Annotated in this window: 18 protein-coding genes and 2 pseudogenes; 8 read left to right on the top strand and 12 right to left on the bottom strand. The window is 72.4% G+C overall.

Annotated elements, in window-relative coordinates; translation table 11 throughout:
- The 7 genes from WME98_RS36400 to WME98_RS36430 are packed head-to-tail and all read right to left on the bottom strand — an operon-like array spanning position 1 to position 7,144.
- The gene (locus WME98_RS36400) at positions 1 to 1,698 is read right to left on the bottom strand and encodes a benzoate-CoA ligase family protein (RefSeq protein ID WP_437946247.1); all 1,698 of its coding nucleotides are present in this window, start codon (positions 1,696 to 1,698) and stop codon (positions 1 to 3) included.
- Positions 1,699 to 1,700: 2 nt separating this feature from the next.
- On the bottom strand, positions 1,701 to 3,185 hold the full coding sequence (locus WME98_RS36405; protein WP_437946249.1) for an NADH:flavin oxidoreductase: 1,485 nt from the start codon (positions 3,183 to 3,185) through the stop codon (positions 1,701 to 1,703).
- A gap of 2 nt (positions 3,186 to 3,187) precedes the next feature.
- Positions 3,188 to 4,411: an acyl-CoA dehydrogenase family protein gene (locus WME98_RS36410; protein WP_437946250.1), complete on the bottom strand. Its 1,224-nt coding sequence runs from the start codon at positions 4,409 to 4,411 to the stop codon at positions 3,188 to 3,190.
- Complete coding sequence (locus tag WME98_RS36415; RefSeq protein ID WP_437946252.1) at positions 4,408 to 5,289, bottom strand: enoyl-CoA hydratase family protein; 882 nt, start codon at positions 5,287 to 5,289, stop codon at positions 4,408 to 4,410. Before WME98_RS36415 ends, WME98_RS36410 begins: the two co-directional genes overlap by 4 nt.
- 48 nt (positions 5,290 to 5,337) lie before the next feature.
- Complete coding sequence (locus WME98_RS36420; protein WP_437337256.1) at positions 5,338 to 5,916, bottom strand: MarR family winged helix-turn-helix transcriptional regulator; 579 nt, start codon at positions 5,914 to 5,916, stop codon at positions 5,338 to 5,340.
- Positions 5,913 to 6,386, bottom strand: a complete 474-nt coding sequence (locus WME98_RS36425; RefSeq protein WP_437946253.1) for a RidA family protein — start codon at positions 6,384 to 6,386, stop codon at positions 5,913 to 5,915. Before WME98_RS36425 ends, WME98_RS36420 begins: the two co-directional genes overlap by 4 nt.
- Positions 6,383 to 7,144 carry an SDR family NAD(P)-dependent oxidoreductase gene (locus WME98_RS36430; RefSeq protein ID WP_437946255.1) on the bottom strand — a complete coding sequence of 254 codons (762 nt, stop codon included), beginning with the start codon at positions 7,142 to 7,144 and terminating at the stop codon, positions 6,383 to 6,385. The genes WME98_RS36425 and WME98_RS36430 overlap by 4 nt, the downstream gene beginning before the upstream one ends.
- Before the next feature lie 216 nt (positions 7,145 to 7,360).
- On the opposite strand from WME98_RS36430, the gene WME98_RS36435 reads away from it, so the two are divergent.
- Positions 7,361 to 9,541, top strand: coding sequence for a hypothetical protein (locus WME98_RS36435; RefSeq protein ID WP_437946256.1), 2,181 nt, complete (start codon positions 7,361 to 7,363; stop codon positions 9,539 to 9,541).
- Positions 9,538 to 10,296, top strand: coding sequence for a hypothetical protein (locus tag WME98_RS36440; RefSeq protein WP_437946258.1), 759 nt, complete (start codon positions 9,538 to 9,540; stop codon positions 10,294 to 10,296). The genes WME98_RS36435 and WME98_RS36440 overlap by 4 nt, the downstream gene beginning before the upstream one ends.
- Before the next feature lie 37 nt (positions 10,297 to 10,333).
- On the opposite strand, the gene WME98_RS36445 is transcribed toward WME98_RS36440, so the two are convergent.
- The 3 genes from WME98_RS36445 to WME98_RS36455 form a co-directional block, all read right to left on the bottom strand.
- Positions 10,334 to 10,978, bottom strand: a complete 645-nt coding sequence (locus WME98_RS36445; RefSeq protein ID WP_437946259.1) for a Uma2 family endonuclease — start codon at positions 10,976 to 10,978, stop codon at positions 10,334 to 10,336.
- 72 nt (positions 10,979 to 11,050) lie between these two features.
- The gene (sthA, locus tag WME98_RS36450) at positions 11,051 to 12,448 is read right to left on the bottom strand and encodes a Si-specific NAD(P)(+) transhydrogenase (protein ID WP_437946260.1); all 1,398 of its coding nucleotides are present in this window, start codon (positions 12,446 to 12,448) and stop codon (positions 11,051 to 11,053) included.
- A 38-nt stretch (positions 12,449 to 12,486) separates the two neighbouring features.
- On the bottom strand, positions 12,487 to 13,014 hold the full coding sequence (locus tag WME98_RS36455; protein ID WP_437337263.1) for a tetratricopeptide repeat protein: 528 nt from the start codon (positions 13,012 to 13,014) through the stop codon (positions 12,487 to 12,489).
- A gap of 61 nt (positions 13,015 to 13,075) precedes the next feature.
- On the opposite strand from WME98_RS36455, the gene WME98_RS36460 reads away from it, so the two are divergent.
- The 4 genes and pseudogenes from WME98_RS36460 to WME98_RS36475 all read left to right on the top strand — a co-directional run.
- Complete coding sequence (locus tag WME98_RS36460; protein WP_437946261.1) at positions 13,076 to 15,148, top strand: hypothetical protein; 2,073 nt, start codon at positions 13,076 to 13,078, stop codon at positions 15,146 to 15,148.
- 73 nt (positions 15,149 to 15,221) lie between these two features.
- Positions 15,222 to 15,986, top strand: coding sequence for an esterase/lipase family protein (locus tag WME98_RS36465; RefSeq protein ID WP_437946262.1), 765 nt, complete (start codon positions 15,222 to 15,224; stop codon positions 15,984 to 15,986).
- Between the two features lie 37 nt (positions 15,987 to 16,023).
- Complete coding sequence (locus WME98_RS36470) at positions 16,024 to 16,590, top strand: hypothetical protein (protein WP_437946263.1); 567 nt, start codon at positions 16,024 to 16,026, stop codon at positions 16,588 to 16,590.
- 99 nt (positions 16,591 to 16,689) lie between these two features.
- Positions 16,690 to 16,803 (top strand): annotated as a pseudogene (locus WME98_RS36475) (adenylosuccinate synthetase); the annotation flags it as partial.
- Positions 16,804 to 17,077: 274 nt separating this feature from the next.
- On the opposite strand, the gene WME98_RS36480 reads toward WME98_RS36475, so the two are convergent.
- Both WME98_RS36480 and WME98_RS36485 read right to left on the bottom strand, forming a co-directional pair.
- Positions 17,078 to 17,596 carry a hypothetical protein gene (locus tag WME98_RS36480; protein WP_437946264.1) on the bottom strand — a complete coding sequence of 173 codons (519 nt, stop codon included), beginning with the start codon at positions 17,594 to 17,596 and terminating at the stop codon, positions 17,078 to 17,080.
- Between the two features lie 8 nt (positions 17,597 to 17,604).
- Positions 17,605 to 24,690, bottom strand: a complete 7,086-nt coding sequence (locus WME98_RS36485; protein WP_437946266.1) for a DNRLRE domain-containing protein — start codon at positions 24,688 to 24,690, stop codon at positions 17,605 to 17,607.
- A 109-nt stretch (positions 24,691 to 24,799) separates the two neighbouring features.
- Here WME98_RS36485 and WME98_RS36490 point away from each other — a divergent pair.
- Both WME98_RS36490 and WME98_RS36495 read left to right on the top strand, forming a co-directional pair.
- Positions 24,800 to 24,982: pseudogene (locus WME98_RS36490) on the top strand (adenylosuccinate synthetase); the annotation flags it as partial.
- Positions 24,983 to 25,032: 50 nt separating this feature from the next.
- Positions 25,033 to 25,599 carry a hypothetical protein gene (locus WME98_RS36495; RefSeq protein WP_437946268.1) on the top strand — a complete coding sequence of 189 codons (567 nt, stop codon included), beginning with the start codon at positions 25,033 to 25,035 and terminating at the stop codon, positions 25,597 to 25,599.
- Positions 25,600 to 25,950 lie beyond the last annotated feature (351 nt).

Raw genomic sequence — 25,950 nt, forward strand, 5'->3', positions numbered from 1 at the left:
CTACAGGCCCGCCGGGTTCTCGCCGGCGGCCTCGCGCTGCCGGAGCGCCTTGCGATCGACCTTGCCGCGGTCGTTCCTGGGGACGTCGTCGACGAAGACGACCCACCGCGGGTACTTGTGCTTGCTCAGCCGGTCCTTCACGAACGCCTTGAGCTCCGCGGCGAGCTCGGCCCGCCCCCGCTCGGTGGCGACGCGGCCGCGCGCGTCGTCGCGGACCACGATGAACGCCTTCGGCTTCACGAGGCCCGCCTCCTCGGCGCCGATCACGGCGGCGAGGCTGACGGCGGGGTGCTCGGTCAGGCACTCCTCCACCTCGGTCGGCGCGACCCAGACGCCGCCCACCTTGAGCAGCTCGTCGGCGCGGCCGCTGAACCAGAGGTAGCCCTCGGCGTCCATGCGGAAGAGATCCCCGGTGCGGCACCAGTGGCCGTGGAAGGTGCTCCAGCTCTTGTCGCGATCCTGGAAGTAGCCGAGCGCGACCGAGTCGCCCTTCACCCACATGACGCCGGTCTCGCCCGGCGGGAGCTCCGGCGCGCCCGGGCCGATCGCGTCCGAGGCGAGGATCTTGATCGTGTACCCCTCCACGGCGCGGCCGAGCGACCCGGGGCGCACGTCGCCGGGGCGGTTCGTGCAGTAGATGTGGAACATCTCCGCGGAGCCGATGCCGTCGTAGACGTCGGCCTGGAACCGCGCGCGGAAGCGCTCGAGGAGCGCGGGCGGCAGCGCCTCGCCCGCGGAGAGGTGGAAGCGGACGCTGGACAGGTCGAGGCGCGGCTCGCCGCGCGCGGCGCGGGCGTCGTCGTCGTCGAGCAGCTTGCCCATCATCGTCGGGACGTTCGTGACCACGGTGGGGCGGTAGCGCTCGATGTACCGGGCGAGCGACTCGGGCGTCGGGCGCTCGACGAAGAGGCCGGCGGTCGCGCCGACCGCGAACGGGAACAGCAGGTTGGTGCCCGTGGCGTAGCCGAAGAAGAGGCGCGGCACCGAGACGGTGACGTCGTCGCTGCGGTAGCCCACGGTCGCCTTGGCGTAGCGCTCGGTGTTGAAGGCGAAATCGCGGTGCGTGTGGATCGCCGCCTTGCTCCTGCCGGTCGAGCCGGACGTGAACAGCCAGATGGCGACGTCGTCGCGCCGCGTGGGGCGGGGGACGACCGGCGCGCTCCGCGGCACGAGGGCGGCGCGCCCCTGCGCGAGGGCGTCGCGGAGCGAGATGCCCCGCAGCTGACCGAGGGCCGGCGAGACGGCGAGGTCGGCCTCGAGGTCGCCGCCGGTCGGGACCTCCGGCACGAGGACGAGCGTCCGGAGGTCCGCCGCCGCGAGCGCGCCCTGGATCGCCTCGGCGACGCGCGGGATCGTGACGACCGCCGCGGCCCGCGTGTACTCGACGAGGTACGCGAGGTCGGCGGCCGGCGCCTCGGGGTTGCCCATCGCCACGACGGCGCCGTGGTGGAGCGCCGCGAAGAAGGCCCAGACGAACGCGGGCGAGTCGTGCAGGACGATGAGCACCCGCTGCTCGCGCGCCACGTCCTCGACCGCGAGGTGCCCGCGGAGCCGGCGGACCTGCTCGGCGACGTCGGCGTAGGTGTGCCGCTGATCGCCGAAGAGCAGCGCGACCTTGTCGCCGAGCCCCTCGCGCAGCCGGTCGAACAGGTAGTAGTCGGCGAGGTTGAACTCTTCGGGAAATGTCGGTGCGCTCATGGTCACGCCTCCTCTCGCCTCCACCGCGGCGCCGTGAGCCGCCGCTTCCCCCCGTCCGTCGTCGCGACGCCGGGCTCGTCGAGCCCCTCGCGATCCCAGAGCTGGCACGTGACGGGCCGGTGCCGCTGATCGAGCGCCTCGCAGTAGTTGGAGTAGATGCAGCGGCGCACCTCGCCGCCGCGGCCGAGGCGCAGCTTCAGGAACCAGTCGGGGTCGGCCAGCGTCTGCCGGGCGGCGCCGATGAGGTCGGCGTCGCCGGCCGCGAGGATCGCCTCGGCCTGCGCGAAGGTGCAGATCCCGCCCGCGACGACGACCGGCGTGTCGAAGCCGGCCTCGCGCACGGCCCGCCGGACCCGCGCCTGCTTCGGCACCTGCCGCCCGAACGGGCCGGCCGCGTCCGAGAGCGCCGTCGGCATGCACTCGTACCCGCTCGGGCCGGTGTAGGGATACGCGGCCTCGCCCACCTTGGGCTGCTTCGCGTCCTCGAACTTGCCGCCGGTCGAGAGCGAGAGGAAGTCCATGCCGGCGCGCGCGAAGGCGATCGCGAAGAACGCCGCGTCGTCGACCCGGTTGCCGCCGGCGATGACGTCGTCGCAGAGGAAGCGGCAGCCCACCGCGAAGCGGGAGGACACGGCGGCGCGCACGGCCGCGTAGACCTCGAGCGGGAGGCGCGCGCGGCGCTCGCGGTCGCCGCCGTAGCCGTCCGTCCGGGTGTTCAGCGCGGAGAGGAACGAGGCCATCGTGTAGGCGTGGGCGTAGTGGAGCTCCACCCCGTCGAAGCCCGCCTCGCGCGCCCGCGCCGCGGCCGCGGCGAAGAGGCCGGGCAGCGCGCGCGGCAGGTCGCGGATGTGGGGGAGCGCGACGTCGGTCACGCGCTCCCGCTCGCCGAAGCGCAGCGCCTCGAGCTCGCGCGGCGCGAGCACGGCCTCGAGCCGCGCGTCGTCGAGCGCGAGCAGCCGCTCGCGCACCTCGGGCTCCGGGGCGCCCTCGAGCCCCGGCTCGACGAGCGCCTCGGCGAGGGCGCGCCGGTGCGCGCCGGTGATCTCCAGGAACTGCCGCAGGAACCTCTCCCTGGTCGGGCGCCTGCGAATGCGGAGGAAGTCGATGAGCTGGAGGAGCACGCGCGTGCGGCCCGCGCTCCGGGCGCGCACCGTCCGGACGAGCTCCGCGAGCCCCGGGATGAACCGATCGTGGCCGGCGCGGAGCAGCGGCCCGCTCGGCACGTCGCGGATGCCGGTCGCCTCGACCACGAGGGCGCCGGGCTGGCCGTCGGCGAAGCGGCCGTACCAGTCGAGCACGTCCCGCGTGACGAGCCCGTCCTCCGTCGCCCGCCAGGGGACCATCGCCGGCACCCACGAGCGCTCCGCGAGCTCGAGGCCCGAGGCGAGCCGGAGCGGCGAGAAGAGGCGCGCGCGCGCCGCCTCGTCCGCGGTCGGGGGCTCGTCGCGGGGCAGGGCGTGGCGGATCCGCTCCGGCGGCTTCCACATCGCTACCGCGCCTCGCCGCGGGCGGGCTCGCCCGCCGCGAGCTCCGCGGCGGCGCGATCGAGGATCCCCTTCGCGATGATGAGCTTCTGGATCTCGGTCGTCCCCTCGTAGATGCGCAGCGGCCGGATCTCGCGGTACAGCCGCTCGACCTCGGTCCCCTCGACGACCCCGAGGCCCCCGTGGAGCTGGACCGCGCGATCGATGATCCGCTGCGCCGCCTCGGTGGCGAACATCTTCGCCATGGCCGCCTCGGTCGAGACGCGGGCCGTCGCGCCGCCGGTGTCGCGCTTGTGGGCGGCGCGGGCCACGAGCAGGCGCGCCGCGTCGAGCTCGGTCGCCATCTCGGCGAGGTAGGCGCGCACCATCTGCTGCTCGGACAGCGGCGCGCCGAACTGCCGGCGGCGCGTGACGTGCGCGATCGCCTCGCGGAGCGCGCGCGCCGCCATGCCGTTCGCCGCCGCGCCGACCGAGATGCGGAAGGCGTCGAGCGTCCGCATCGCGAGCTTGTAGCCGCCGCCCACCTCGCCGAGGCGCGCGCCGTCCGGCACGCGGCAGCCGTCGAAGCGGAGCCGGCCGATCGGGTGCGGGACCGACATGGGGAGCGGCTCCGCGGCGACGCCGGGCGCGCCGCTGTCGACGAGGAACGCCGTGATCCCGGCGCGGCCCTCGCCCGTGCGCGCGAAGACGACCAGGTGGTGCGCGAGCGGGACGTTCGAGATCAGCACCTTCTCGCCGTCGAGGACCCACCCGTCGCCCTCGCGCCGGGCCTCGGTCCGGAGCGAGGCGACGTCGCTGCCCGCCTCGGGCTCGGTCAGGGCGAAGGCGCCGATGCGGCGCCCCGAGAGCACGTCGGGCAGGATCGCGCGGCGCTGCGCGTCGCTGCCGGCCAGCACGATCGGGTATGAGCCGAGCCCCTGCACCGCGAAGATCGCGTCGGCGAGCGGAGAGACCTGGCCGAGCGCCTCGCGGATGAGCACGAGCGATCGCACGTCGACGGCCGCGGGGTCCGCGGCGGGGCCGCCGCCCGCGGGCGCGCCGCCGAGCGCCTCGGGGACGAGGTGCGCGTAGAGCCCGAGCGGCTCGCCCATGCAGCGCGCCACGGCGGCGGGGCCCTGCGCGCCCGCGAGCGGGGCGAGCGCCTCGGGGGTGAGCCGCGCGGCGAGGGCCGCGTGGCGCTCCTCGAAGAAGACCGGGAGATCGGCCGAGGAGAGCGCGAGCCTCGTCATGTGCGGGGCGCCGACGGGCCGGTGGCCCGGGGGGTGGGGGCCGCGTCGTCCTCGGCGGGCGCCGCCGCGGCGTCGCCCAGGGCGGCGCCCTCGAAGCGCGGCGGGCGCTTCGCCTTGTTCGCCTCGTACGCCTCGCGGAAATCGGGGTGCGCCATGCAGAGCGCCTGCGCCTGCGCCTCGGCCTCGATCGCGGCGGCGAGGGCCATCGTGCGCTCGCTCTCCAGCATCTGCTTGGTGATCGCGTGCGCGAACGCCGGCCCGCGCGCGAGGCGCTCGGCCCACTCGCGCGAGAGCGGGAGCGCGTCGCCGTCGGGGACGACGCGGTTCACGAGGCCGATGCGGAGCGCCTCGTCGGCGCCGATGAGATCGCCGAAGAAGAGCAGCTCGGCGGCGCGCCCGTGGCCGACGATGCGCGGCAGGAGGTAGGAGGCGCCCATGTCGGCGCCGGACAGGCCGACCTTGGGGAAGATGAACCCGAAGCGGGCGCTCGCCGCGGCGACGCGCAGGTCGCAGGCGGCGGCGATCACCGCGCCCGCGCCGACGGCGGCGCCGTTCACCGCCGCGATGACCGGGCGCCGGAGCTCGCAGATGCTCTGGATGAGCGCGCCGGTGACGCGGGTGAACTCGAGCAGCCCCCGCGCGTCGCGCGCGAACAGCTCGGCGATGATCCCCTCGACGTCGCCGCCCGAGCAGAAGCCGCGCCCCTCGCCGGTGAGCACGACCGCGCGCGCGGCCGACCGCTCGAGCGAGCGGAGCGTGGCCGTGAGCTCGCCGTAGATCTCGAAGGTGAGGGCGTTCAGCCGGTCGGGGCGGCTCAGCGTGATCTCCGCGACGCCGTGGGCGATCTCGAGCTGGAAGGAGCGGGGGGTGAGGGTCATCGGGGCCTCTCGGGTTCGGGTGCGCTGCGCTGGGACGAGGTCTCGCGGTCAGGGCTTGGTCCGCGTGCGCCGCGGCGGGCTGCGGGCGCTGCGCTCTGGGTGCGCGCGGGCGCTGCCGGGGCGCGACGGGACGGGCAGGTCCGGCTCGCGGAGCGTGGTGCGCAGCTTGTCGAGCAGCCGCGTCAAGGTCGAGAGCTCGGCCGGGCTCAGCCCGGAGAACACCTTCGCGACGCGCGCGGCGTGGCGCCGCTCGGCGTCGCGGAACGCGCGCTGCCCCTTGGGGGTGAGGTGCACCCGCCAGGCGCGGCGGTCGCTCGGGTCGGCCCGCCGCTCGACCATGCCGTCGCGCGCCGCGCGGTCGACGAGCCCGGTGAGGTTGCCCGCCGTGACCAGCATGCTGCGGGAGAGCGACGCGAGCGTCTGCCCGTCGCTGCGCACGAGGTTCGCGAGGAGGTCGAAGCGCGGGAGGGTCATCTCGTGCTCCAGGTCCTCGCGGATGGCCGCGAGCGCGCGCTTGTGGACCGCGAGGATGCGCACCCAGGCGCGCACGGCGGCCTGATCGCCGCGCGCGCTCTCGGGCGGGGGCGCCGCGGCGAGCGGGCGCCTCGCCGGCGCCCCGCGCCTCACGGGCCGCCCTCGTCGCCGACGGGCGCGGCGCCCGCCGTGGCGCCCCCGCCCGAGAGCGCGCGCGGCTCGACGAGCGCCGCGACGGCCTCGATCTCCACGAGCGCCCGCGGCTCGACGAGCCCCGCGACGCCGACGAGGGCCATCGCCGGGAAGTGCTTGCCGAACCGCGCTCGCCACGCGGCGCCGATCGCGGCGCGCGAGCGCCGGTACGCCTCCAGGTCGGTCACGTAGACGGTCATCCGCGCGACGTCGCCCGGCGCGCCGCCGGCGGCCGCGACGACGGCGAGCACGTTGTCGAGCGCGAGCGCGAACTGCTCGGCCAGGTCGTCGCTCGGGATCTGCCCGGACGCGGCGTCCCACCCGATCTGCCCCGCGACGTGCAGCGTCGGGCCGCGCGTCACGACGCCGTTCGCGTACCCGCGCGGCGCGGGCCACCCGGCCGGCTGCACGATCTCGAGGCCGCCCTTCACCGCATCACCTGCCCGCCGTCGACCGGGATCGCCTGGCCGTGGATGCTGCGCGCCTCGTCGCTGCAGAGCATCGCCACGACGAGCGCGACCTCCTCGGGCTCGACCATCCGGCCCTGGGGCGACATCGCTTCGAGCGCCCGCCGCGCCGCGTCCTCGCCCCGCCCCGTCTTCTCGGCGATGCGGGCGATCGCCTCGTCCGCCATCCTCGTGTTCGCCCACCCGGGGCAGACGCAGTTGATGGTGACCGGGGTCCGGGCGATCTCCAGCGCGATGGCGCGGGTCATCCCGACCATGGCGTGCTTCGACGCGCAGTACGCGGTCGAGTAGGCGCAGCCGGCGAGCCCCGCGGTGGAGGCGACGTTGACGACGCGCCCGAACCCGCGCGCGATCATCTTCGGGATCAGGGCGCGGCACAGCGCGAAGGCGCCGGTCACGTTGACCGCGAGCATGCGGTCCCAGAGCGCGTCGGTGGTCCTGTCGAACGGCGCGCTCTCGGCCGCGCCCGCGTTGTTGACGAGCACGTCGACGCGACCGACCTCGGCCTCGAGCCCGGCGAGCGCGGCGAGCGCGCCCTCGCGATCGCCCACGTCGAGCCGGACGGCGACGCCGCCGACGGCCGCGGCCGTCTCGTCGATCTCGGCCTGCGTGCGGCCCGCGACGGCGACGCGCGCGCCGTCCCGCGCGAGCCGCTCGGCGATCGCGCGGCCGATGCCGCGACCCCCACCCGTGACGAGCGCGATCCTACCTTCCAGGGACATGTGGAGCACCTAAATCATATATATATGAAGCACAGGCCGAAGTCACCCTCGCCGCGGCGCGCCGCCTGCGCTTCGGGCGTGCCGTTTCGGGCGCATCGTCGCGCCGGCCGCCGGCCGCACGATGGCGCGGCTTGCCCGGATCGCCCGGCTTGTCCGGCGCGGCGGCCGCGACATGGCCGTGCGGAGCGCCTGAAACGCGGACGGCGCGGGCGTGTCGTGCGCTCCGCGACGATCGCGTCCGAGACGCAGGCGAGCGCGTCCGTGGCGCAGGCGAGCGCGTCCGCGACGAAGCGAGCCGATCAGCGCGTCGCGCTCTGCCTGTCCGGCTGCGCCGCGCGCGTTCCGGCCGTCGATCTCGACGAGCCCGTGCGCCACTATCTCCGGATGCGTGCCTCCTCCGCCGCGGCGACGATCGCGGCATCGTCGCTCGTCGCAGCGCTCGGCTGCGGCGACGCGCGCCCGAGCGTCTCGTCGATCTGGGTCTCGCCGGCGCACCTCGTCGAGCTCCGCGGGGCGCGGTTCTTCGACGCGCCGTGGCCGAGCGATCTGCGCCGCGAGGGCGGCGCGGTGCGGCTCGACGGCTACCCCAACCCGCGGCGGCTCAGGCTCCTCGACGAGTACGTCGGCGAGATGGACTCGGTCCTCGACGGGTTCTCGCCGGCGGCGGCGGGGTACCTGCGCTTCGCCGGGCCGATCGACGTCTCCTCGCTCCCCGAGACGCCCGCGTTCGCCATGAGCCCCGTCGGGTCGGTGCAGCTCATCGACGTCGATCCGGGCTCGCCCGCGCGCGGAGAGCGGCGCCCGATCTCGGTCCATTTCCGGCGCGAGGCCGGGGTCTACTGGCCGGAGAACACCCTCGCCTTCATGCCCGTGATGGGCTTCCCGCTGCGGCCGCGGACCCGGTACGCGCTCGTCGTGACGGACGCGCTGCGCGGCGAGGGCGGCGGCCGCGTCGAGGCGAGCCCCGAGCTGCGGCAGGCGCTCGGGATCGACCCGGCCGGCGCCGACGTCGAGGCCGCGCGGGCGGCCCTCGCGCCGGCGGTCGACGAGATCGAGGCGGCCGGCGTCGAGCGCGCGCGGATCGCCCACCTCGCGGTCTTCACCACCGCCGACCCGACCGCGGAGCTCTTCGCGCTGCGCGATCACCTGCTCGCGAGCGTCCCGCCGCCGGAGGCGCGGCCCGCGCTGTGGCGGCTCGTGAAGCGCGCGCCGTCGTGGGACGAGTACGCCGGCGTGTACGGGCCGTCCCCGAGCTACCAGATCGGCCGGGCCCCGTACGCGACCCACGCCGACGGCGGCGGCTTCGCGAGCAAGGCCGGCGAGCCGGTGATCGCCGGCTATTTCGACCTGCGCTTCTCGATCACGGTCCCCGCCGCGGGCCGCTGCCCGATGCCGGAGGCCGGCTACCCCGTCGTGCTCTACGCCCACGGAACGGGCGGCGACTACCGCTCCTACGTCCGCAGCCACACCGGCGTCGCGCTCGCCGAGCGGTGCCTCGCGGTCATGGGCGTCGACCAGATCTTCCACGGCGCGCGCCCGGAGGCGCCCCAGGACGCGGCGCAGGCCGGGCCGCTGTTCTACAACGTGCAGAACGTGTACGCGGCGCGCACGAACGCGCGCCAGTCGGCGCTCGACGAGGTGCAGCGGGCGCGCCTCTTCACCGAGTCGCGCATGACCGTGCCCGCCGGCGTGTCCAGCACGGGGGAGGAGATCCGGTTCGACCCGTCGAAGATCCTGTTCTTCGGGCACTCCCAGGGCGGGCTGAACGGCCCGCTCTACCTCGCGGCCGACGACTCGGCGCGGGGCGGGGTGCTCTCCGGGGCGTCGGCGGTCATGTCGATCACCCTGCTCGAGAAGACGAACCCGCCGCCGAGCATCGCGGCGCTCGTCAAGGCGGTCTTCCTCGGGCTCATGGGCGACGAGGAGGGGGAGGTGAACGAGTTCCACCCCGCGATCTCGCTCGCGCAGTCGATCGTCGACGTGGTCGATCCGATCCACTACGCTGCGCGGCTGTTCGTCGCGCCCCGCGACGGCTTCGCGCCGAAGAGCATCTACATGACGGAAGGCATCAACCCGGACGGCAGCGGCGACACGTACGCGCCGCCGCGCGGCATCGAGATGCACGCGCTGGCGATGGGCTTGCCGCTGCAGTCGCCCGCGCAGCGTTGGATCCGCGAGTACGGCTTCGGCGGCCCCGCGCCGGTCGAGGTGCCGCCCGAGGGGCTCGCGGGGAACCTCGCCGGCGGCCGCGCCTCGGGGGTGCTCGCGCAGTGGCCGGTCCCCGAGGGGAGCGACGGTCACTTCGTGGTCTTCGACGTGCCCGCGGCGGCCGCCCAGGCGCACGGCTTCCTCCAGAGCCTCGCGGACGCGCCGCGTGGGCGGGTGCCGGCGCCGTGAGCGCGGCCTCGGATCTCGCGTCGCGCGTCGCCGCGCTGCTCGCGCACCCCGGCGTGGAGGCGCGGCCCCAGGCGGCCGCGGGCGCGTGGCCGCTCGATCTGGCCGAGCCGCCGGACGTCGCGGCGCTCTACGCGGTGGCGGACGGCCTCGCGCTCCCGGACGGCACGCAGATCCTGCCGCGCGGCGAGCTCGCGCGGGCGACGGCGTGGCTCACGGAGGAGCGCTCGCTCGACTGGGAGCGCGACCTCCTGGTCGTCGGGGAGCGGGAGGATCTCGTGATCGTGCTCGACCTCGACGCGGCGGGCGCGCGCGCCGGGGGCGGCGTGCTGGAGGTGCCGACCGACGGGCTCGCCTCGTTCCAGCGCGTCGCCCGCTCGCTCGTGGGCTACCTGGAGCGGCGCGTCGGCGTCGCGGGGGCCGAGGCCGCGTCGCCCGAGGTGCGGGCGCGCGAGGCCGCGGCGCGCCGCGACCTGCCGGCGCTCGCCGAGGCGCTCGCGGAGGCGATGTACCCGGGCGCGGAGCGGCAGGTCGCGCACGCGGCGCTCACGCTGGGCGTGCTCCTGTCGGAGTGCGGGGACGAGGCGGCGCTCGACGCCTTCGCGCGCTCGGTCGAGGCGCGGGTCGCGGCGGCGGCGCGCGGCGCGGCGGCGCCGGAGCGGCTCGCGGCGTGGCGCGCGTGCGAGATCGCGGCGCGGGAGGCCGGGGCGGAGGCGATCGCCGCGGCGTGCGCGGCGCGGGGGAGGGGCGGGGCGTAGCGAAGGAGCTGGCCCGTCGCCGCTCAGCGGGCCGCGCTCACCGTTTGCCGCGCTCCCGGAGCATCGCTCGCCACGCGCGCACCACGGCCGTCTGGTCTCCCTGGCGCACCATGAACTCCGTCAGCGCCGTGATGTCGAGCCCCGGCAAGAACCGGCTCCGCTCCGCCTCGGCGTAGCCCTCCGGGCCGAGGAGGTGGAGCGAGAGCTTCCCCTTCTTCAGGAACCAGACCTCGGGCACGCCGAGCCCCGCATAAACGGAGAGCTTGTCGATCGTCCCGCTCTTCTCGATGACCTCGATCGCGAGCTCCGGGATGTCCCCATCCTCCACCGTCCCGAGCACGTAGCACTCGTCCGGCTCCACCCCCCGCTTCACGAGCCGCTCGCGGACGGTCATGCTGCCGTACCCGCTGAGCGGCAGCTCCGCCTCCTCCGCGTAGGCCTCGACGAGGCGGGCCAGGATCTTCTTCCGCCCTTCGTGCGGTCCTCCCGGGCTCATCAGCTCCAGCACTCCCTCGCAGTACGTCACCCGCACGCCTGCGCGGTCGCCGAGGGCCGCGAGGAGGCCCTCGTACTCCTCCCACGAGACGTCATGGACGACGAAGAGCTGGTCTTCCGAGCCGCTTGCCGCGACCGCTTCGGCGCGTTCAGCAGGGGGGGCGAGGAGGGGTGCAGCGGCGGCCATGACAGCGTGCTCCTACCGGGAGTATCCCCGCGGCGCCGCCCGCTTGCAACCGCCGACCCCGAGCGCGCCCCCTCAGAACACCCGCCCGAGCCCGTCGAGCGCCGCCACCCGGTAGGCCTCGGCCATGGTGGGGTAGTTGAACGTCGTGTTCACGAAATACCGGATCGTGTTGTTCGGCGCCGGCTGCGACATGATCGCCTGCCCGATGTGGATGATCTCCGCGGCGTTCTCGCCGAAGCAGTGGATCCCGAGCAGCGCGAGCGTCTCGCGGTGGAAGATCAGCTTCAGCATCCCGACCTGCTGGCCCGTGATCTGCGCGCGGGCGAGCGTCTTGAACGTCGACTTCCCCACCTCGTAGGGCACCTTCGCCGCCGTGAGCTCGCGCTCGCTCTTGCCGAGCGACGAGATCTCCGGCGTCGTGTAGATGCCCGTGGGGATGTCCCGGACCAGCTTCTCGTCGGCGTCGCCGCAGATGTGGCTGGCCGCGAACCGGCCCTGGTCGTAGCTCGCGCTCGCGAGCGCCGGGAAGCCGACGACGTCGCCGACCGCGTAGATGTGCGGCTGGCTCGTCTGGAAGGTCTCGTTGACCTCGAGCTGACCGCGCTTGTTCGGCGTGATCCCGAGGTTCTCCAGGCCGAGATCGGCCGTGTTGCCCGTCCTCCCGTTCGCCCACAGGAAGACGTCGCTCCGGAGCTTCTTCCCGCTCTTCAGGGAGAGCACGACGCCCTCCTTGGTGGCCTCGACCTTCTCGTGCTCCTCGCCGTTGAGGACGCGGATCCCCTTGTCGCAGAAGTGGTACCCGAGCGCGTCGGTGATCTCGTCGTCGAGGAACTCCAGGAGATGGGCGCGCGTGTTCACGAGGTTCACGGCGATCTGCATGTTGCGCAGCATCGACGCGTACTCGCAGCCGATGACGCCCGCCCCGAAGATCGTGATGCTGCGGGGGGTCTGATCCATGCGCAGCAGCGTGTCGCTGTCGAAGATGCGCGGGTGGCTGAAGTCGATGTCGTCCGGCCGGTACGGGCGCGAGCCGGTCGCGACGACGAAGGTGTCTGCCGTGAAGCGCCGGCGCTGGCCCCCGTCGCCCTCGACCTCGACCGTGTGCGGATCGACGAAGCGGGCTTGCCCCGGGATGAGCTGGACGCGGTTCCGATCGTAGAAGCTCTCGCGCAGGTCGACCTGCTCGTCGATCACGTGGTTCGCCGTCGCGAGGAGCTCGGCGAACGGGTACTCCGGGACCACATCCATCCGCTTGTAGATGGGGCTCTGGTTGACCAGGTTCATGTGGTAGATCGCGCGGCGCAGCGCCTTGCTCGGGATCGTCCCCCAGTGGGTGCAGCCCCCGCCCACCCGCGTGTAGCGCTCGATCGCCGCGACCGATTTGCCGTGCTTCGCGGCCGTCATGGCGGCGCCTTCGCCGCCCGGCCCCGTTCCGATGATGATGAGATCGAAGTGCGGGGTGGTCGCCATCGCGTTCCTCCGAGGCGCGCCGCGCGCCCCGGGAGAGGCTACTCGAACTGGAGCGGCTCGTCGTCGTCCCCGACGCCGAGCATCTCGAGGATCTGGCGCACCTCCATCGCGGCCTCGACCTCCGGGCCCGCGTCCAGGAAGCCCTGGAGGTGCTTGCGAGCGAGCGCACGGTTGCCGCGCGCCGCGTAGGCGAGCCCCATCGCGTGCATCGCCTCGCCGTCCTTCGGGAACCGGCGGAGCGCCTCCTTCGCCTGCGCGATCGCCCCGTCGGTGTCGCCGAGGCGCCGGAGCGCGTGCGACAGGGCCACCCGCGCCCCGAGGAAGCTCGGCGCGAGCCGCACGGCGGCGCGGTAGGCGTCGCGCGCCGGCTCGAGCTGGCCGAGCTCGTAGAGCGCGTGCCCGAGCAGGTTGTACGCGTACGGGTTCGACGGCGAGGCCTTGATCACGTCGCGCAGCGCGACGAGCGCCTCCTGGACCTGCTCCTCCTGAAGGAGCTCGGCCGCCTCCTCGACCGCCTCCCAGTGGGCGGCGTCCACCGATTCATCCACCACAGCCCTGAGCACCATGGCCCGCAGTCTAGCCAGAATTGCCGCCCGGTCCCCGCCCCTTCGTGGTACCGGCCGGGCCGTGAGGCGCGCGCCTTGGATCAGGCTGCTCCTGTGGCACGCGAGCGCCGCCATCCCGGTCCTCGGCGCGGCCGCGGCGTTCTACGGGCCCGCGCTCGAGACGACGGGCGGCGCCTGGCCGGCGCCGCTCGACGACGTCTACATCCACTTCGGCTTCGCCCGCGCCGCGGCCCTGGGCCACCCGTTCTCGTGGATCCCTGGCAACGGCTACTCCTCGGGCGGGACCAGCCTGACGTACCCCCTCGCCCTCGCGCCCGGGTACCTGCTCGGCTTCCGCGGCGCCTGGCTCGGCCTCTTCGCCGCGCTCCTCGCCTGCGCCGCGCTGCTCGACCTGTGCCGCTCGCTCCGGCGGCTCCTCGAGCCGCGCGGCGGCCCCGGCGCCGCCTCGTCCCGCTGGGTCGGCTGGGTCGGCTGGATCGCGCCGCTCTTCGTCGTCGCCGTGCCGCTGCTCGACTGGAGCTGGTTCTCCGGCATGGAGGTCGCGCTGCTCGGCGCCGTGCTGGGCCGGGCGCTCGTCGCGGTGCGGCGCGCGGAGCTCGCCCCGCCGGCGCGGCGCCCGGCCGAGCAGCTCCGGGCGGGGCTCCTCGCCGCGCTGCTCGTCGCGACGCGGCCCGAGGCGATCACCCTGGCGGCGCCGCTCGCCGTCGCCGTCGCCCACGCCGCGGGCTCGCTCGGCGCGGCCGCGTCGCTCGCGCGCGCGTCGCTGCCCACCGCGCTGCTCCTCGGCGCGCACGCGGCCGCGAACCGCGCCTTCACGGGCGAGTGGGGCGCCGCCGGGGCCGTGCGCAAGCTCCTCCTCTCGAACCCGTACCCCACGCCGCTCGAGAAGGCCGTGGAGGTGATCAAGAACCTCGCCGCGCTGCGGGTGCAGGCGCTGGAGAGCGCCCTCGGCGGCCCGTGGCTCTCCCTCGTCCTGCCGTTGCTCGGCGCGGTCGCGGCGCTCGATCGCCGCTCGCGGCGCGTCGCCGTGCCGCTCTTGCTCGGCGCTTACGGCTCGCTGCTGCTCGTCGCGCTCAACGCGACGGCGCGGTACCAGAACCTCCGCTACGCCGCCCCGTCGCTCGCGATGCTGCTCCTCGCCGCGGCGCTCGGGGCCGAGGCGCTCGCGCGGCGGGGCCGGCTCGCGGCGGGCGTCGCGGCGGCGCTCGCGGTCGCGGCGCTCGCCGCGCCGTCCGCGGGCTTCGCGCGGCAGATCGATCACTTCGCCCGCGCCTCGGCGAACATCGCCGGCCAGCACGTCGAGGTCGCGCGGCGCATCGCCGCGCGCGCGCGTGGGCCCCGAGCGCCGCGGCGGGTGCTCCTCGGCGACGCGGGCGCGATCCCGTACCTGTCGGGCATCCCCGCCATCGACGGGCTCGGCCTCGGCGGGTACCGGGGGATGCCGTTCGCGCGGGCCTCGGTGCACGGCGTGCCCGCCGTGGTCGAGCTCATCGAGCGGCTCGACCCGGCCGAGCGGCCGGACGTCTTCGCCCTGTACCCGTCCTGGTGGGGCGGCCTCGCGGACGTCTTCGGCCGGCGCGTCGACGCGGTGAAGATCGACGACAACGTCATCTGCGCCGCGGACGAGAAGGTGATCTACGAGGCGGACTGGTCGGCGCTCGCCCCGCCGGGGGAGCGCCGCGCCGGGGTCATCGACGAGGTGGACATCGCCGATCTCGTCGACGAGCGGGCCCACGGCTACGCCTTCCCGTCGCCGCGCGGCGGCTGGGTCATCGGCGCGGTGCTGCCGGGCGGCGGCGACGGCGCGGGCGGCGACAGCGCGCCGCGGTTCGACGCTGGCAGGCTCATCCCCGAGGGGCGCGAGCAGTCGTTCACGATCGACGCCGCCGCCGCGATCGCCCGGGGGCCTGCCGTGCTCGCGCTGCGCACCGACGGGGGCGGTCCGATCGCGCTCGGCGTCGCGGCCCTGCGCGACGCGGGCGGCGAGGCGCGCGTCGAGGTGCCCGAGCGCCCCGCGGGCCGCTGGTCCGAGATCCGCGTGCCGCTGCGCGACGTCATGCCGGGCGATCGGATCCGGATCCGCTCGCTCCTCGGGACCTTCCGCAGCTTCCACGTCTGGCTGCTGCGGCCGTGATCGGCCGGGACGCAGCGCGTCGGGAGGGCGCTGGGGCGTCGCGCGACGGATCCGTGGTAAGAGCCACCGTGTGGTGAGGTGGTTCCGAGCGTCGGCCTTCGCGGCGACCGCTGGCAGGGAGGTGGCCTCGTTCGCGCGGCAGGCGGTCCTCCTGCCGTACGACACCCTCGCGCCGGTGATCCCTGCCGGGACGCGCGACGGCGACGACGTCGTGATCATCCTGCACGGCCTCTTCGCGTCGGCCGGCGTCCTCCGGCCGTTGCGGACGGCGATCGAGCGCCACGCGTCCGCGTCGCGGGCGAGAGGCCTGCCGGTCCCGGCGCGGGCCGAGCCTCCGTCGGGGGCGGTACACACCGCGACGATGTCGTACGCACCGGGGCCTGGCGTCGAGGAGCTGTCGGCGCGCCTCGCGACCCTCGTCGCGGCGCTGCCGGGCGGGGTGCGCTTGCACCTCGTCGGCCACAGCATGGGCGGCATCGTGTGCCGCTTCTTCGCGCAGGAGGTCGGCGACCCGCGGATCGTGCAGACCATCTCGATGGCGAGCCCGTTCGGCGGCATCCCGCGCGCCGCGCTGCTCGGCTTCGGGGGCGCCCGCGATCTCGACGCCTCGAGCCCGCTCCTCCGGCGTGTCCTCCTCGGGACGGCGCGCTCGAGCATCCCGCACCTGTCGATCGTCGCGGGGGCCGACACGCTGGTCCGCTCGCCCATCGCGCACGCGCTGCCGGGCTTCGAGGTGCGCGTGATGGAGGCGCGCGGGCACAACACGCTCCTCTTCGACCCCGAGGTGGCCGCGCTCGTGGCGCGGCGGATCGTCGAGCGGCGGGGCGGCGCGCCCTGACCTATCGCCGCTCGGCGCTTCGTGGTAGCTCGCTCGCGTGCGCTCGCCGATCGCCTGCCTCGTCGCCCTCGGGGCGTTGCTCGCCCCGCTCGCCTGGTCCTCGCCCTCGCGCGCGGACGCCTCCGCGTGGACCTTCGTCGGCGCCGGCGCGGTCGGCTGGAAGCAGGGGGACAGCGATCTCGTCCTCGACGGCGCGCTCTCGCTCGACGTCGGCGTCGGGACCACGCCGGACGCGCCGGTCATCGTGGGCGGCCTCGTGCGCGCGACGCCCCTCCTCGACAGCGGCATCGATCTCGCGTTGCTCGCGCGGGTCGCGACGCGCGGCTTCCAGGCCGGCCAGCTCGGCCTCGCCCTCGACGTGGGCGGCTACCAGCGCTTCTGGGGGGCGGGCTCCACCGGCGTGGCCGGCGCGCTCACGCTGGGAGCGCCGCTCGGGATCAGCCTGTCGCTCCAGGGGAGCTACGGGACCGACGACGCGATGGCGTTCGGCGCCATCGCGGGCATCGATCTGCTGCGGCTCACCGTGTACCGACAGGCGCTGCTGCCGGTGTGGCCGAACCCGTTCCCCGCGCAGGAGCGGGGCCGGGACGTCGCTTCGCGGTGAGGGGCGCGCGAGGCCTCTCCTTAATATACGACGGCGTCTCATCGAGCCGAGGAGCCGGGAAGCGAGGGTCCTTCGGTTGTCGCGGATGCATAGTCGCAGCTTATCGACGGGGCGCTCCGCCGCGGCGAGCGCGTGCTGCTGGAGGGGGCGCAGGGGACGCTGCTCGACGTCGATTACGGCACGTTCCCGTTCGTCACGTCGTCGTCGGGGGGCCGAGTGGAGCGAGCCGACCGACGGCGCCCGATCCATGATGGAGCTGCCGGCGGCGGCGCGGCAGTACGTGGAGCTGGTCGAGCAGGAGACGGGCGTGCCGGTCGGCGCGGACCGCGAGGCGACCATCGTGCGGCGCAACGCGTTCGCCTGAGCGGGCGGGACCGCGGCTCGCCGGAACGAGCGCGCTGACCCGCCGCGTCGTCCGACGGAACGGCTGCCCGGACGTGCATGGTTGCCACGTCTGGGGTTTCAACACCCCAGACGTGGCATTTCGTCACCACACGCCAAACACCACTTCGTGCCAGACGGCGATAGTGGTGCCGATCGCTATAGGAGCTCCTCGGAGGCTCGCCCTGCGTGCCATGCGGATGAGCTGCTCTGTGAAAGCGCCGTCGCGACCGCGGCAGATCATCCGTAAGCACCATGCTTCGACGCGCAGCATGCAGAGCACGGAGAACACCATCCACAGAAGAGTGGCACACACCGCGATCCGGCCCGTCCACCTCCACGGATTATTGTGATGAAACACGGTTCCAGTCGCCGCGTAGAGCACGCGGCGAACTGGCAAGGGCGAGCTCGAACCGCCCACGGCAGCGACGCCCAGAAGCACGCCTGGGATAACGAGCGTAGCTACGCTGAGCGAGGCCACTTTGGCGACCGCGAGATTCCGCAGCATCGTGACCGCGACGCCGCGCGATCGCCGCCACTGCTCGACCGCTTCGACCGTGAATGTAAGCGCCGTAGCCACGATGAACCCCGTGCAGTTGAAAAAGAAGGGCAACATGCCGATCACGCTCTCCGCTACGGGCAGTAGTGGCGGCACCTCGCGAGCGTCTCGTCCGCCCACTCCTGGCAGTTGGTATCGGGGCCGATAAGTCCGTATTGGGGGCGATCGGGCGACAGTATGGCAGTAGCCAGACAGGATTCAAGGCAAGTGTTGTCGGACTCGATCTCCTCGCACCGTTGGTCAACGAAGTGATCCTTGGAGGGCGCACCAGTGCCATACATTCTATCACCCGCCGACGCGTGACCTCCGCAAATCATATCGCCTCCCTGCAAGACGCAAATGTACTGGTGATAGAATGGGTTGCTATCCCATGAGTCCGGTCCGCTCTTCAGGTTTTCAGCGTCGTCCGTGTTCCCGAAGAAATCGAGCGGCTTTCGACAAGTGAACGTGGTTAGCCCGCTGGGGTCACGCTTGTTTATCGGATCGCTGCCCGCGTACTCGTAGAGATTGGAGCTCCCTCCTCGGAAGAGGATGGGATCGCTGCTCACCCACCTCCCAACCTCCGCGTCGTAATCTCGCGCCACGAAGCGCACCAGCTTCGTGTCCGTGTCGTACAGCCCGCCGGCGAAGCCGAACGGCTGGAACCCTGGGTTCGTGTCCTGGAGCACGCGGCCAAACTCATCGTAATCCATGCGCTGCGCTATCGCCCCGGTCGCGGTGTTCACGACCAGCCGCGGGCTCCCATGGTGGTCCGTCAGGACCCGGTAGGTCGCCCCTCCCTTCAGGATGAGATCTGGAACATTGCGCTTCCGGCCGTAGACGAAGTGCGCCACCACCGCGCCCGTGGCGTCGATCTCCGCCGCGGGCCGCAGATCATCGCGATAGAGGAATCCTTGCACCAGCACGCCGTTCTTCTCCTTCCAGATCCGGTGGTTCCTCCCATCCACCAGGTATTCGATCACGTCGCCGGTGCTCAGCGCCACATGGCGGAGGTTTCCGCGCGCGTCGTACGTGAAGGTGCTCGTCTGTCCCGTGACCGTGTCGGTCACGCTCGCGAGGTCGCCCGCCGGGCTCATCGCGTAGGTCTTGGCCCCATAGCTCAGGAGCCGATCCCGGTCGTCATACGTGCCTACCTCCGTCCCGCCCGACGAGGTTCGCGCCGAGCGGTTTCCGTTCTCATCGTAGTCGTAGTGTGCCGTGAGCACGCTGTCACGATACACGTCAGTAAGCCTGCCGACGAGGTCGTAAACATACTCGTAAGCGTGCGTTTGCCCTTGTATCGTCTCCGTCAGGTTCTCGATGCGTCCTAGGGCATCGGGCGTATACGTCACCTGGTATATCGTCGAGCCGCTCACCTGTGCGGCGTACGTCGCCACGGCGCCATAGCCGTCCGGGGTCACCGTGTCGCTCACGACGCCGATGCTGCTGCCCGTGTACAGCCCGTTCTGCAGATGCCTGAACAGTGAGAGGCCGCCGGCCTGATTGAGGAGGCCGTCGTTGTCGTACCCGAAGCTGACCGCCGCGCCGCCGTTGATGCTCTCGCTGTCGACGCGGAAGTCATTGTTGTAAGTCCACTGCACCGTGCCCGAGCCGGCACCGAATCCATCGCCTGTCCACGTCCGGTTCGTCAGCAGCGCTCCGTCGTAGCCGTAGGCGAGCGATACCCCCGAGGGGCCGCTCAGATTCACGAGCTTCCCCGTCGTCGGGCTGTAGCCGAAGGCCACCGTACCCATCCCCAGCGGCAAGACCATCTGGCTGACACGGCCTGTCGATGGCTCCCGGACATACGTCATTGCAGGCTCCCCGGCGCGGGTCGAGCTCGTGAGCAGCTGGTCGAGATCGTAGGACCAGGACGCCTCACCGGACACGGCGCCGAGCGCCGGCGCCACGTACGCCTCCAGCAGGTCGGCTGGATTGTAGCTCAACGTGTGCGCCGGACGCCCCGGAGGCGTCACCGTATGCACGCGCCCACCAGGGTAGTAGGTGGTCCCGACCACCTGGCTGTCCGTCCTCGTCATCTGCGTGATGCGGCCGACCGCGTCGTGAAGGAGCGAGACGCCGTTGAGCAGCGGATCGATCGCCGTCGTGAGCCAGCCGTTGTCTTCAAAGGTATACGCCCAGGTCCTGGAGCCTTGAGACTGGGTGTGCAACCGACCGTCTGGATGGTACGTGAAGTCGGTCGGCAGGATTCCGGGCGCCTGGTAGCGTTGAATTCGTCCTGTGGTCGTCAGTACAGTGGATGACTGGCGCCCCGCCGGCGAGGTGGATAGGGTCGTCCTCGTCGCCCGGTTGAACACGCGCGAGGACGCGCGCCCGTTGCTCGATATGACATCGGTCAACGAGGTCACGCTCAGCGCGTTGGTCGGATCCGAGAGGACCACCGATCGCGACCGGGTAACCTGCTTTGTTCGTCCCAGGGGGCTGGTCGTAACCTCCTTGCTGACGATCGGCGACTGCATGCCGAAGCGCGGGTCCCCCTGCACCTCGACGGAGGTCACGGTTCCGTCCGGCGCCGTGATCGTCCTGGCTCCGCTCGTGCTGATCTGCTCCACCGTCGAGAGCCCGTCCGATCCGGTGCGGATGCGTTGCTTGCTTCCGTCCGGGAGCGTCGCGATCTCATATCCCCGGGTCAACCCCATCGCGGTCGTGATCGTCACGCGGTGACCCGAGGCCATCTCGGTCCGGGTGAGCTGCTTGTAGCCACCCGCCGGATCCTCGTCCCTGATGAGGCGTCCTGCCGCGTCGAACTCGAACTCGTGCAGCCGCCCGAGCGGGTCCTCCAGGGATCGGAGGAGGCCGCTGTCCGGGTAATACAGGAGCGTTGTCGTCTCGTTTGCCGGATTCGTGACCGTCCAGAGGTTGCCCTCGGCGTCGAGCGTGAGTGAGGTGCTCTGCCCCGTCGGCCCCAGGATGGCCGTCGGCTCGCCGCTCGCGTTGCGCTGGATGGTCGTGACCTGCTGATCGACATCGGTGATGGTCACCAGCCTTCCCACGGAGTCGTAACCGAACGTGTAGCGCACGGTGCCGAGGAGCGCGTCGCGGGTAGTGAGGTGTCTCCCCTGCTCGTCGAAGGTGTACACCTCGGTCCCGTCATCGCTCGCGATGGCGATGGCGGCGGCGATGTCGGCCCCCTTGATGCCCACGAGCGCCATGTCGACGCGGCCGATGTAGTAGGAGCTGTCCTCGCCATCGATGAACATCAGGCTGTCATCTGGAGTAATTGCCAGATCCATCATTCGCAGTAGCCAAACCGCGGTCGGGGGACCGCCAAGGCCGCAGGCGTAGCAATCCCAAGGGCGAGGAGCTCGGTTGCCGGCGACCGTAGTGAGTACCCCAGCGGGCGAGATGCGCCGGATGAGGTTGGCTGCCTGCGGCGGGCGGGACACCGCGGCGAAGTACACGCTGCCGTCCTGTCCGACCGCCAGCGAGCCGGGAACACCGATCGAAGCCGAGATCGCGGGCACCCCGTCCTCCGATGTGGTCGTCTCGACGGTGCCCGTGATTTTGTCAATAATCCCACTGCGATCGATCCGCCGGATCCGGGCACCAACTCCCGAATATTCGGATAGATCCGAGATGTATATCGATCCGTCCGGCCCAAGCGCCATGTCCCGAATCCCAAAGAGTCGGGCCTGGACAGCGGGGCCGCCGTCGCCGGTGCTGACCAAAGTCACGGTGTTATATGAGCCTGCAACCGTCGTGATGATCCCGTCAGGCGCCACCTTGCGGATAGCTTGGTCGAAAGCCAGGTACAGGTTACCATCGCTGGAAACGTCGAGGCCACTCGCGGTGCCCACGGAGTTCAGAGAGCCGGAAGTGGCAAGCGCACCGTCGGGCGGTCGAGTACCCGATAGACCATTGCCTGCGACAGTGGTGATGATTCCATCGGGCGAGATCTTGCGGACGCGGCGGTTGCCCGTGTCGATGAAATAGATGGCGCCGTCGGGGCCGATCGTGAGCCGCCGAGGATCGTCCAACAAAGCCTGTGTCGCAGGCTGGTTATCTCCATTGAATCCGGCCTGCGCGTAGACGCCGGCGATCGTGGTAACGAAGCCGGCTGGCGAAATCTTGCGGATGCGATCGTTACCCGACTCGGAGTAGTAGATGCTTCCATCCGGACCGACGGCGATTCCGGAAGAGAAAGCAATAGGCACCCTCTCGGCGCGGGCTCCCTCGGCGGTGGCGCTGCTCGCAGGAGGAGGTGGCTTGCCGGCGACGCGCCGGAGCATGGAGACCATGTTCCGGCCGGTGCGACGCGAGCCGTCGCCGCGGTAGAGCGTGGACGTGCTGGGATCGAAGACGTGATGATGGCTCAAGCTTAGGCCGCCGAGCGCAGGCGTGCCGTTGGTCCACCCGCCGAGCGTGCTCTCCCAGCGTCTGCCGAGGGAGATCTCCTCCCGCGCGCGGTTTCCCGTGATGAGCACGTCAGAGGGAACCCCGAAGGACCGGAGACCGCCGCCGCCGCCCGAGCCGCCGCCCGAGCCGCCGCCCGACATCATTCCCTGTTCGGAAGGCACATAGTAATAGGCGTCGTATACGTAGTCGATGTCCACGGTGACCGGCTGCGCTCCGCGGACCAAGCGCCCGAACGCGTCTCGACCGTTCCACTCGAACGTGTACTGCTGGTCGGGCGAGCAGGGGCAGTCGACGCTGAAATCGAACGTCCTGCCCGCCACCGTCACCTTGAACTCGATCCGCTCGAGGGTGGAGGGTACGGACGATGTCGTGAGGGGGATCGAGAGGCGATAGAGCTCTCGATTGCGTCCGGCGGTTCTATCGCTCTTGTAGCGGAGATCGAACGGCGTTCCGACGATGGGCAAGCGCTCTCCGAGCGTCTGGGTCTCGCATTCGATGATGGAGCCACACTCGCGGTTGGGGTCGTCCGGGTCCGAGCCGCCGCCGCCGCCGGAGCCGCCGGAGCCGCCGCTGCCGCCGGAGCCGCCGCTGCCGCCGGAACCGCCGCTGCCGCCGGAGCCGCCGCTGCCGCTGCCGCTGCCGCCGCCAGGACCGCTCGGCGGCGGCCCGGCGCCGGGGCCCGGGCCGAACGGCCAATTGCAGTCCCACGGCGTGAAGTGCGTGACCTGGGACCGCCAGAGGCTCGTCCCCACCGCATAGTGCGCGCCGAGCTGCCCGAGCTCCGTAGCGCTGATCCCGAGCGCGTCGAGCTCGCTCGCGTCGTCGGCCGCGCCGTCGCCGTCGATATCGACCGACGCTACCCCGCCGCTCACGGCGAGGATCTCGATGACGCGGCCGTCCTTCGCCGGCACCCATGCCCCTTTCTCGGCGTCATAATAGCCGAGCGGCACGTGCATCCCGACCGGGAAGTCGAGGAAGTTCTCGACGTAGAACGGAATGGGCTGGTTGAACTCGACCTTCGTCGCCCCGGCAGCGACCGCCTCGTCGAGCCCGAGCTCCACCGCGTACGTGTATCCGCTCGTCGGCGGCAGCGTCCCCGGCATCGCCTCGGGGCCGTTCGGCCCGACCGTGTACTCGGTCGCGCGCACGTGCACCTCGGCCGGCAGCGCCACGGTCATCGTCGCTCCCGGCGGACCGCTCAGGTCCGGCACGGTCATCGTCCCCGTCGTGCCCGAGGGGAAGAGCAGCGTCGCCTGGCGCGTGCCGCTCTCATCCGTCTGGACGCTCCCGCGCGCCACCTGCGCTCCGGCCGCGCTGCCCAGCGCGACGGGCGTCACCACCGGATCGCTTTCGATCAGCACCACGTCGGGCGCCTCGGACCAGCGCTGCCACTGGGTGCCCACCTGCCGCTGCACCGGCAGATAGCCGGCCTTCTCGTACTTCATCGTGAGCGGCTGGCCTCCCCGCACGACCAGCTCGAAGGCGCCGTCCGCACGCGTGAGGACCTGCCCGTAGCTCTCCGCGTCCCCCGCATCGTGGTGCAGCACGCTCACCTTCGCGCCCGAGATGGGGACGCCCGCCCGCGTCGCGACCTTGCCCTTGACGACCGCCACCGAGGCCGGGGCGATCGTCGCGGTCACGCCCGTCTGCGGCGCGTTCGGCCCCTGGTAGATGCAGCCCACGGCGTCGATGAGCCGCGTGGTCACGGTCGGGTCCAGCGCCGGACAGGCCACGTGCGTCACCGCGCCGGTCGCCGGGTCGCACAGGTCGATCGTGCTCGGATCGCCGTCGTCGGTCGCGATGGGCGTATGCAGAATACCCAGCACCGGGTCGCAGGTATCGGTCGTGCACGCGTCGCCGTCGTCGAGCGTGCCGGTGCAGCTCGACGACTCCGTGTAACAGACCTCCAGGCTCGGCCGCTCGGCGATCTGCGGCTCCTCGCTGCTGCGGAACTCGGTCGTGAGGACCGGCGCCTCCTCCAGCAGGATGCCGTGGTTCGGGACAGACTCCGCGAGCCATGCCGCGGTGAGCGCGGTCAAGTCCGCCGATCGCGTCCCCGCGCCGGGGAGCGATTGGAAGGACGACGCGATCGCCGGGTCGAAGGCGCTGCCATTCCCAAGGCTCGCCCAGGTCGCCGTCGACTCGGACCACGCCGACGTGACCCGGTGAATGTTGATGGTGCTGGTGCTGACGTCATCCCGGTAGATCTGGCGCAGGCGCAGGGTCGCGGAGACGACCGTGGCTCCAGCGGGCACCGGCGAGAGGTCGAACTTGAGGACGACGTGCCGTAGGCCGAACTCGCTTAGGGTGCCCGTCCGGAGGGACACCGTGTTGTCATTCCAGGTCGGGAAGTTCTCCCAGATCGTCGCGTCCTCGACCGCGCCGGGTGTCCCGCGCTGGATGGTGACGCAGGTCGGGTCGCCCTCCAGGGCGAGCTTCGCCTTGCCGTGCAGCTCCTCGTCCGGAGCGTTCGAGCTGCAGGAGGCGCCGGTCGCGATAGCGCTGAAGAGGGTGCCCCCCATCAGCAGGAAGTATTTCCGCCAAGGCGCGCGTGAGGGTCTGAAGCGTCCCAGCGCGCGCAGGAATGATGGATCGTGATGTTTCACCGAAGAGCTCCTTATGAAAGAAAGCGCTGCAGAGCGTCCCGCAGCAACGTGGACGCATTCAACCGCAGAGCCCCAACGAGGCGTCGTCTCCGCCTGTGCCTCGTCACCGTTGTTCGCGCGCGCCCCTGGTGTGCGCGCAGTAGGTCGACTGTGTTGGGAAGAACACCTTACATAGCGCTCGGGGTGCTCCGCATTCAAGAAAAATATGAGCTCCGCGATTCGTCACCCGAAGCGAACCCAAATGTTTCGATGCCGCGTCCACGGGCGCCATCGGATGCGCCTGCGCCGTGAGCTCATGCATTTTGTGATCCTCGAGGAGCTCACCCCGCTGGCAAAGCGCATCACACCGCTGCTCGCCGACACATCGCAGCTTTTCGACGGGGCGCTCCGCCGCGGCGAGCGCGCGCTCTCGGAAGGGGCGCAGGGGACGCCGCTCGACATCGATCCCGGCACATTCCCGTTCGTCAGGTCATTGTCGGCCACCGCGGGGCGGCGCGCCCTGACCTATCGCCGCTCGGCGCTTCGTGGTAGCTCGCTCGCGTGCGCTCGCCGATCGCCTGTCTCCTCGCCCTCGGGGCGTTGCTCGCCCCGCTCGCCTGGTCCTCGCCCTCGCGCGCGGACGCCTCCGCGTGGACCTTCGTCGGCGCCGGCGCGGTCGGCTGGAAGCAGGGGGACCGCGATCTCGTCCTCGACGGCGCGCTCTCGCTCGACGTCGGCGTCGGGACCACGCCGGACGCGCCGGTCATCGTGGGCGGCCTCGTGCGCGCGACGCCCCTCCTCGACAGCGGCATCGATCTCGCGTTGCTCGCCCGGGTCGCGACGCGCGGCTTCCAGGCCGGCCAGCTCGGCCTCGCCCTCGACGTGGGCGGCTACCAGCGCTTCTGGGGGGCGGGCTCCACCGGCGTGGCCGGCGCGCTGACGCTGGGGGCGCCGCTCGGGATCAGCCTGTCGCTCCAGGGGAGCTACGGGACCGACGACGCCGTGTCGTTCGGCGCCATCGCGGGCATCGATCTGCTGCGGCTCACCGTGTACCGACAGGCGCTCCTGCCGGTGTGGCCGAACCCGTTCCCCGCGCAGGACCGCGGGCGGGACGTCGCCTCGCGCTGAGGGGCGCGCGAGGGCCTCTCCTTAAAATACGACGGCAAGCTATCGAGCCGGGAAGCGAGCCGTCGAGGACCGGGCGCGCGGGCACGGCAGAAGCCGGTTGACCGGCGAAGCGGCGCGTGCCTAGCGTGCGCCCAGGGGTGGCCATGGGAGTGATCGCTGCGCTCGCCGTTCTCCTCCCGGCGTTCATTCTCGTTTCCCTCCGCGTGATCGGTCGTCGCACGTGGAGGGGTGTCGCCGCGTGGCGTGGCCTGCGGAGGGCGTTCTCTCGTCCGTTCGACAGGGTCGCGGAGGGCCAGCTCCGCAAGGCATGGCTCGGCGCCGCGCTGAAGGCGCCGCCATGCGCCGCCTTCG

Source organism: Sorangium sp. So ce296 (assembly GCF_051529605.1).
In the GTDB taxonomy this organism is placed as follows: domain Bacteria; phylum Myxococcota_A; class Polyangia; order Polyangiales; family Polyangiaceae; genus Sorangium; species Sorangium cellulosum_D.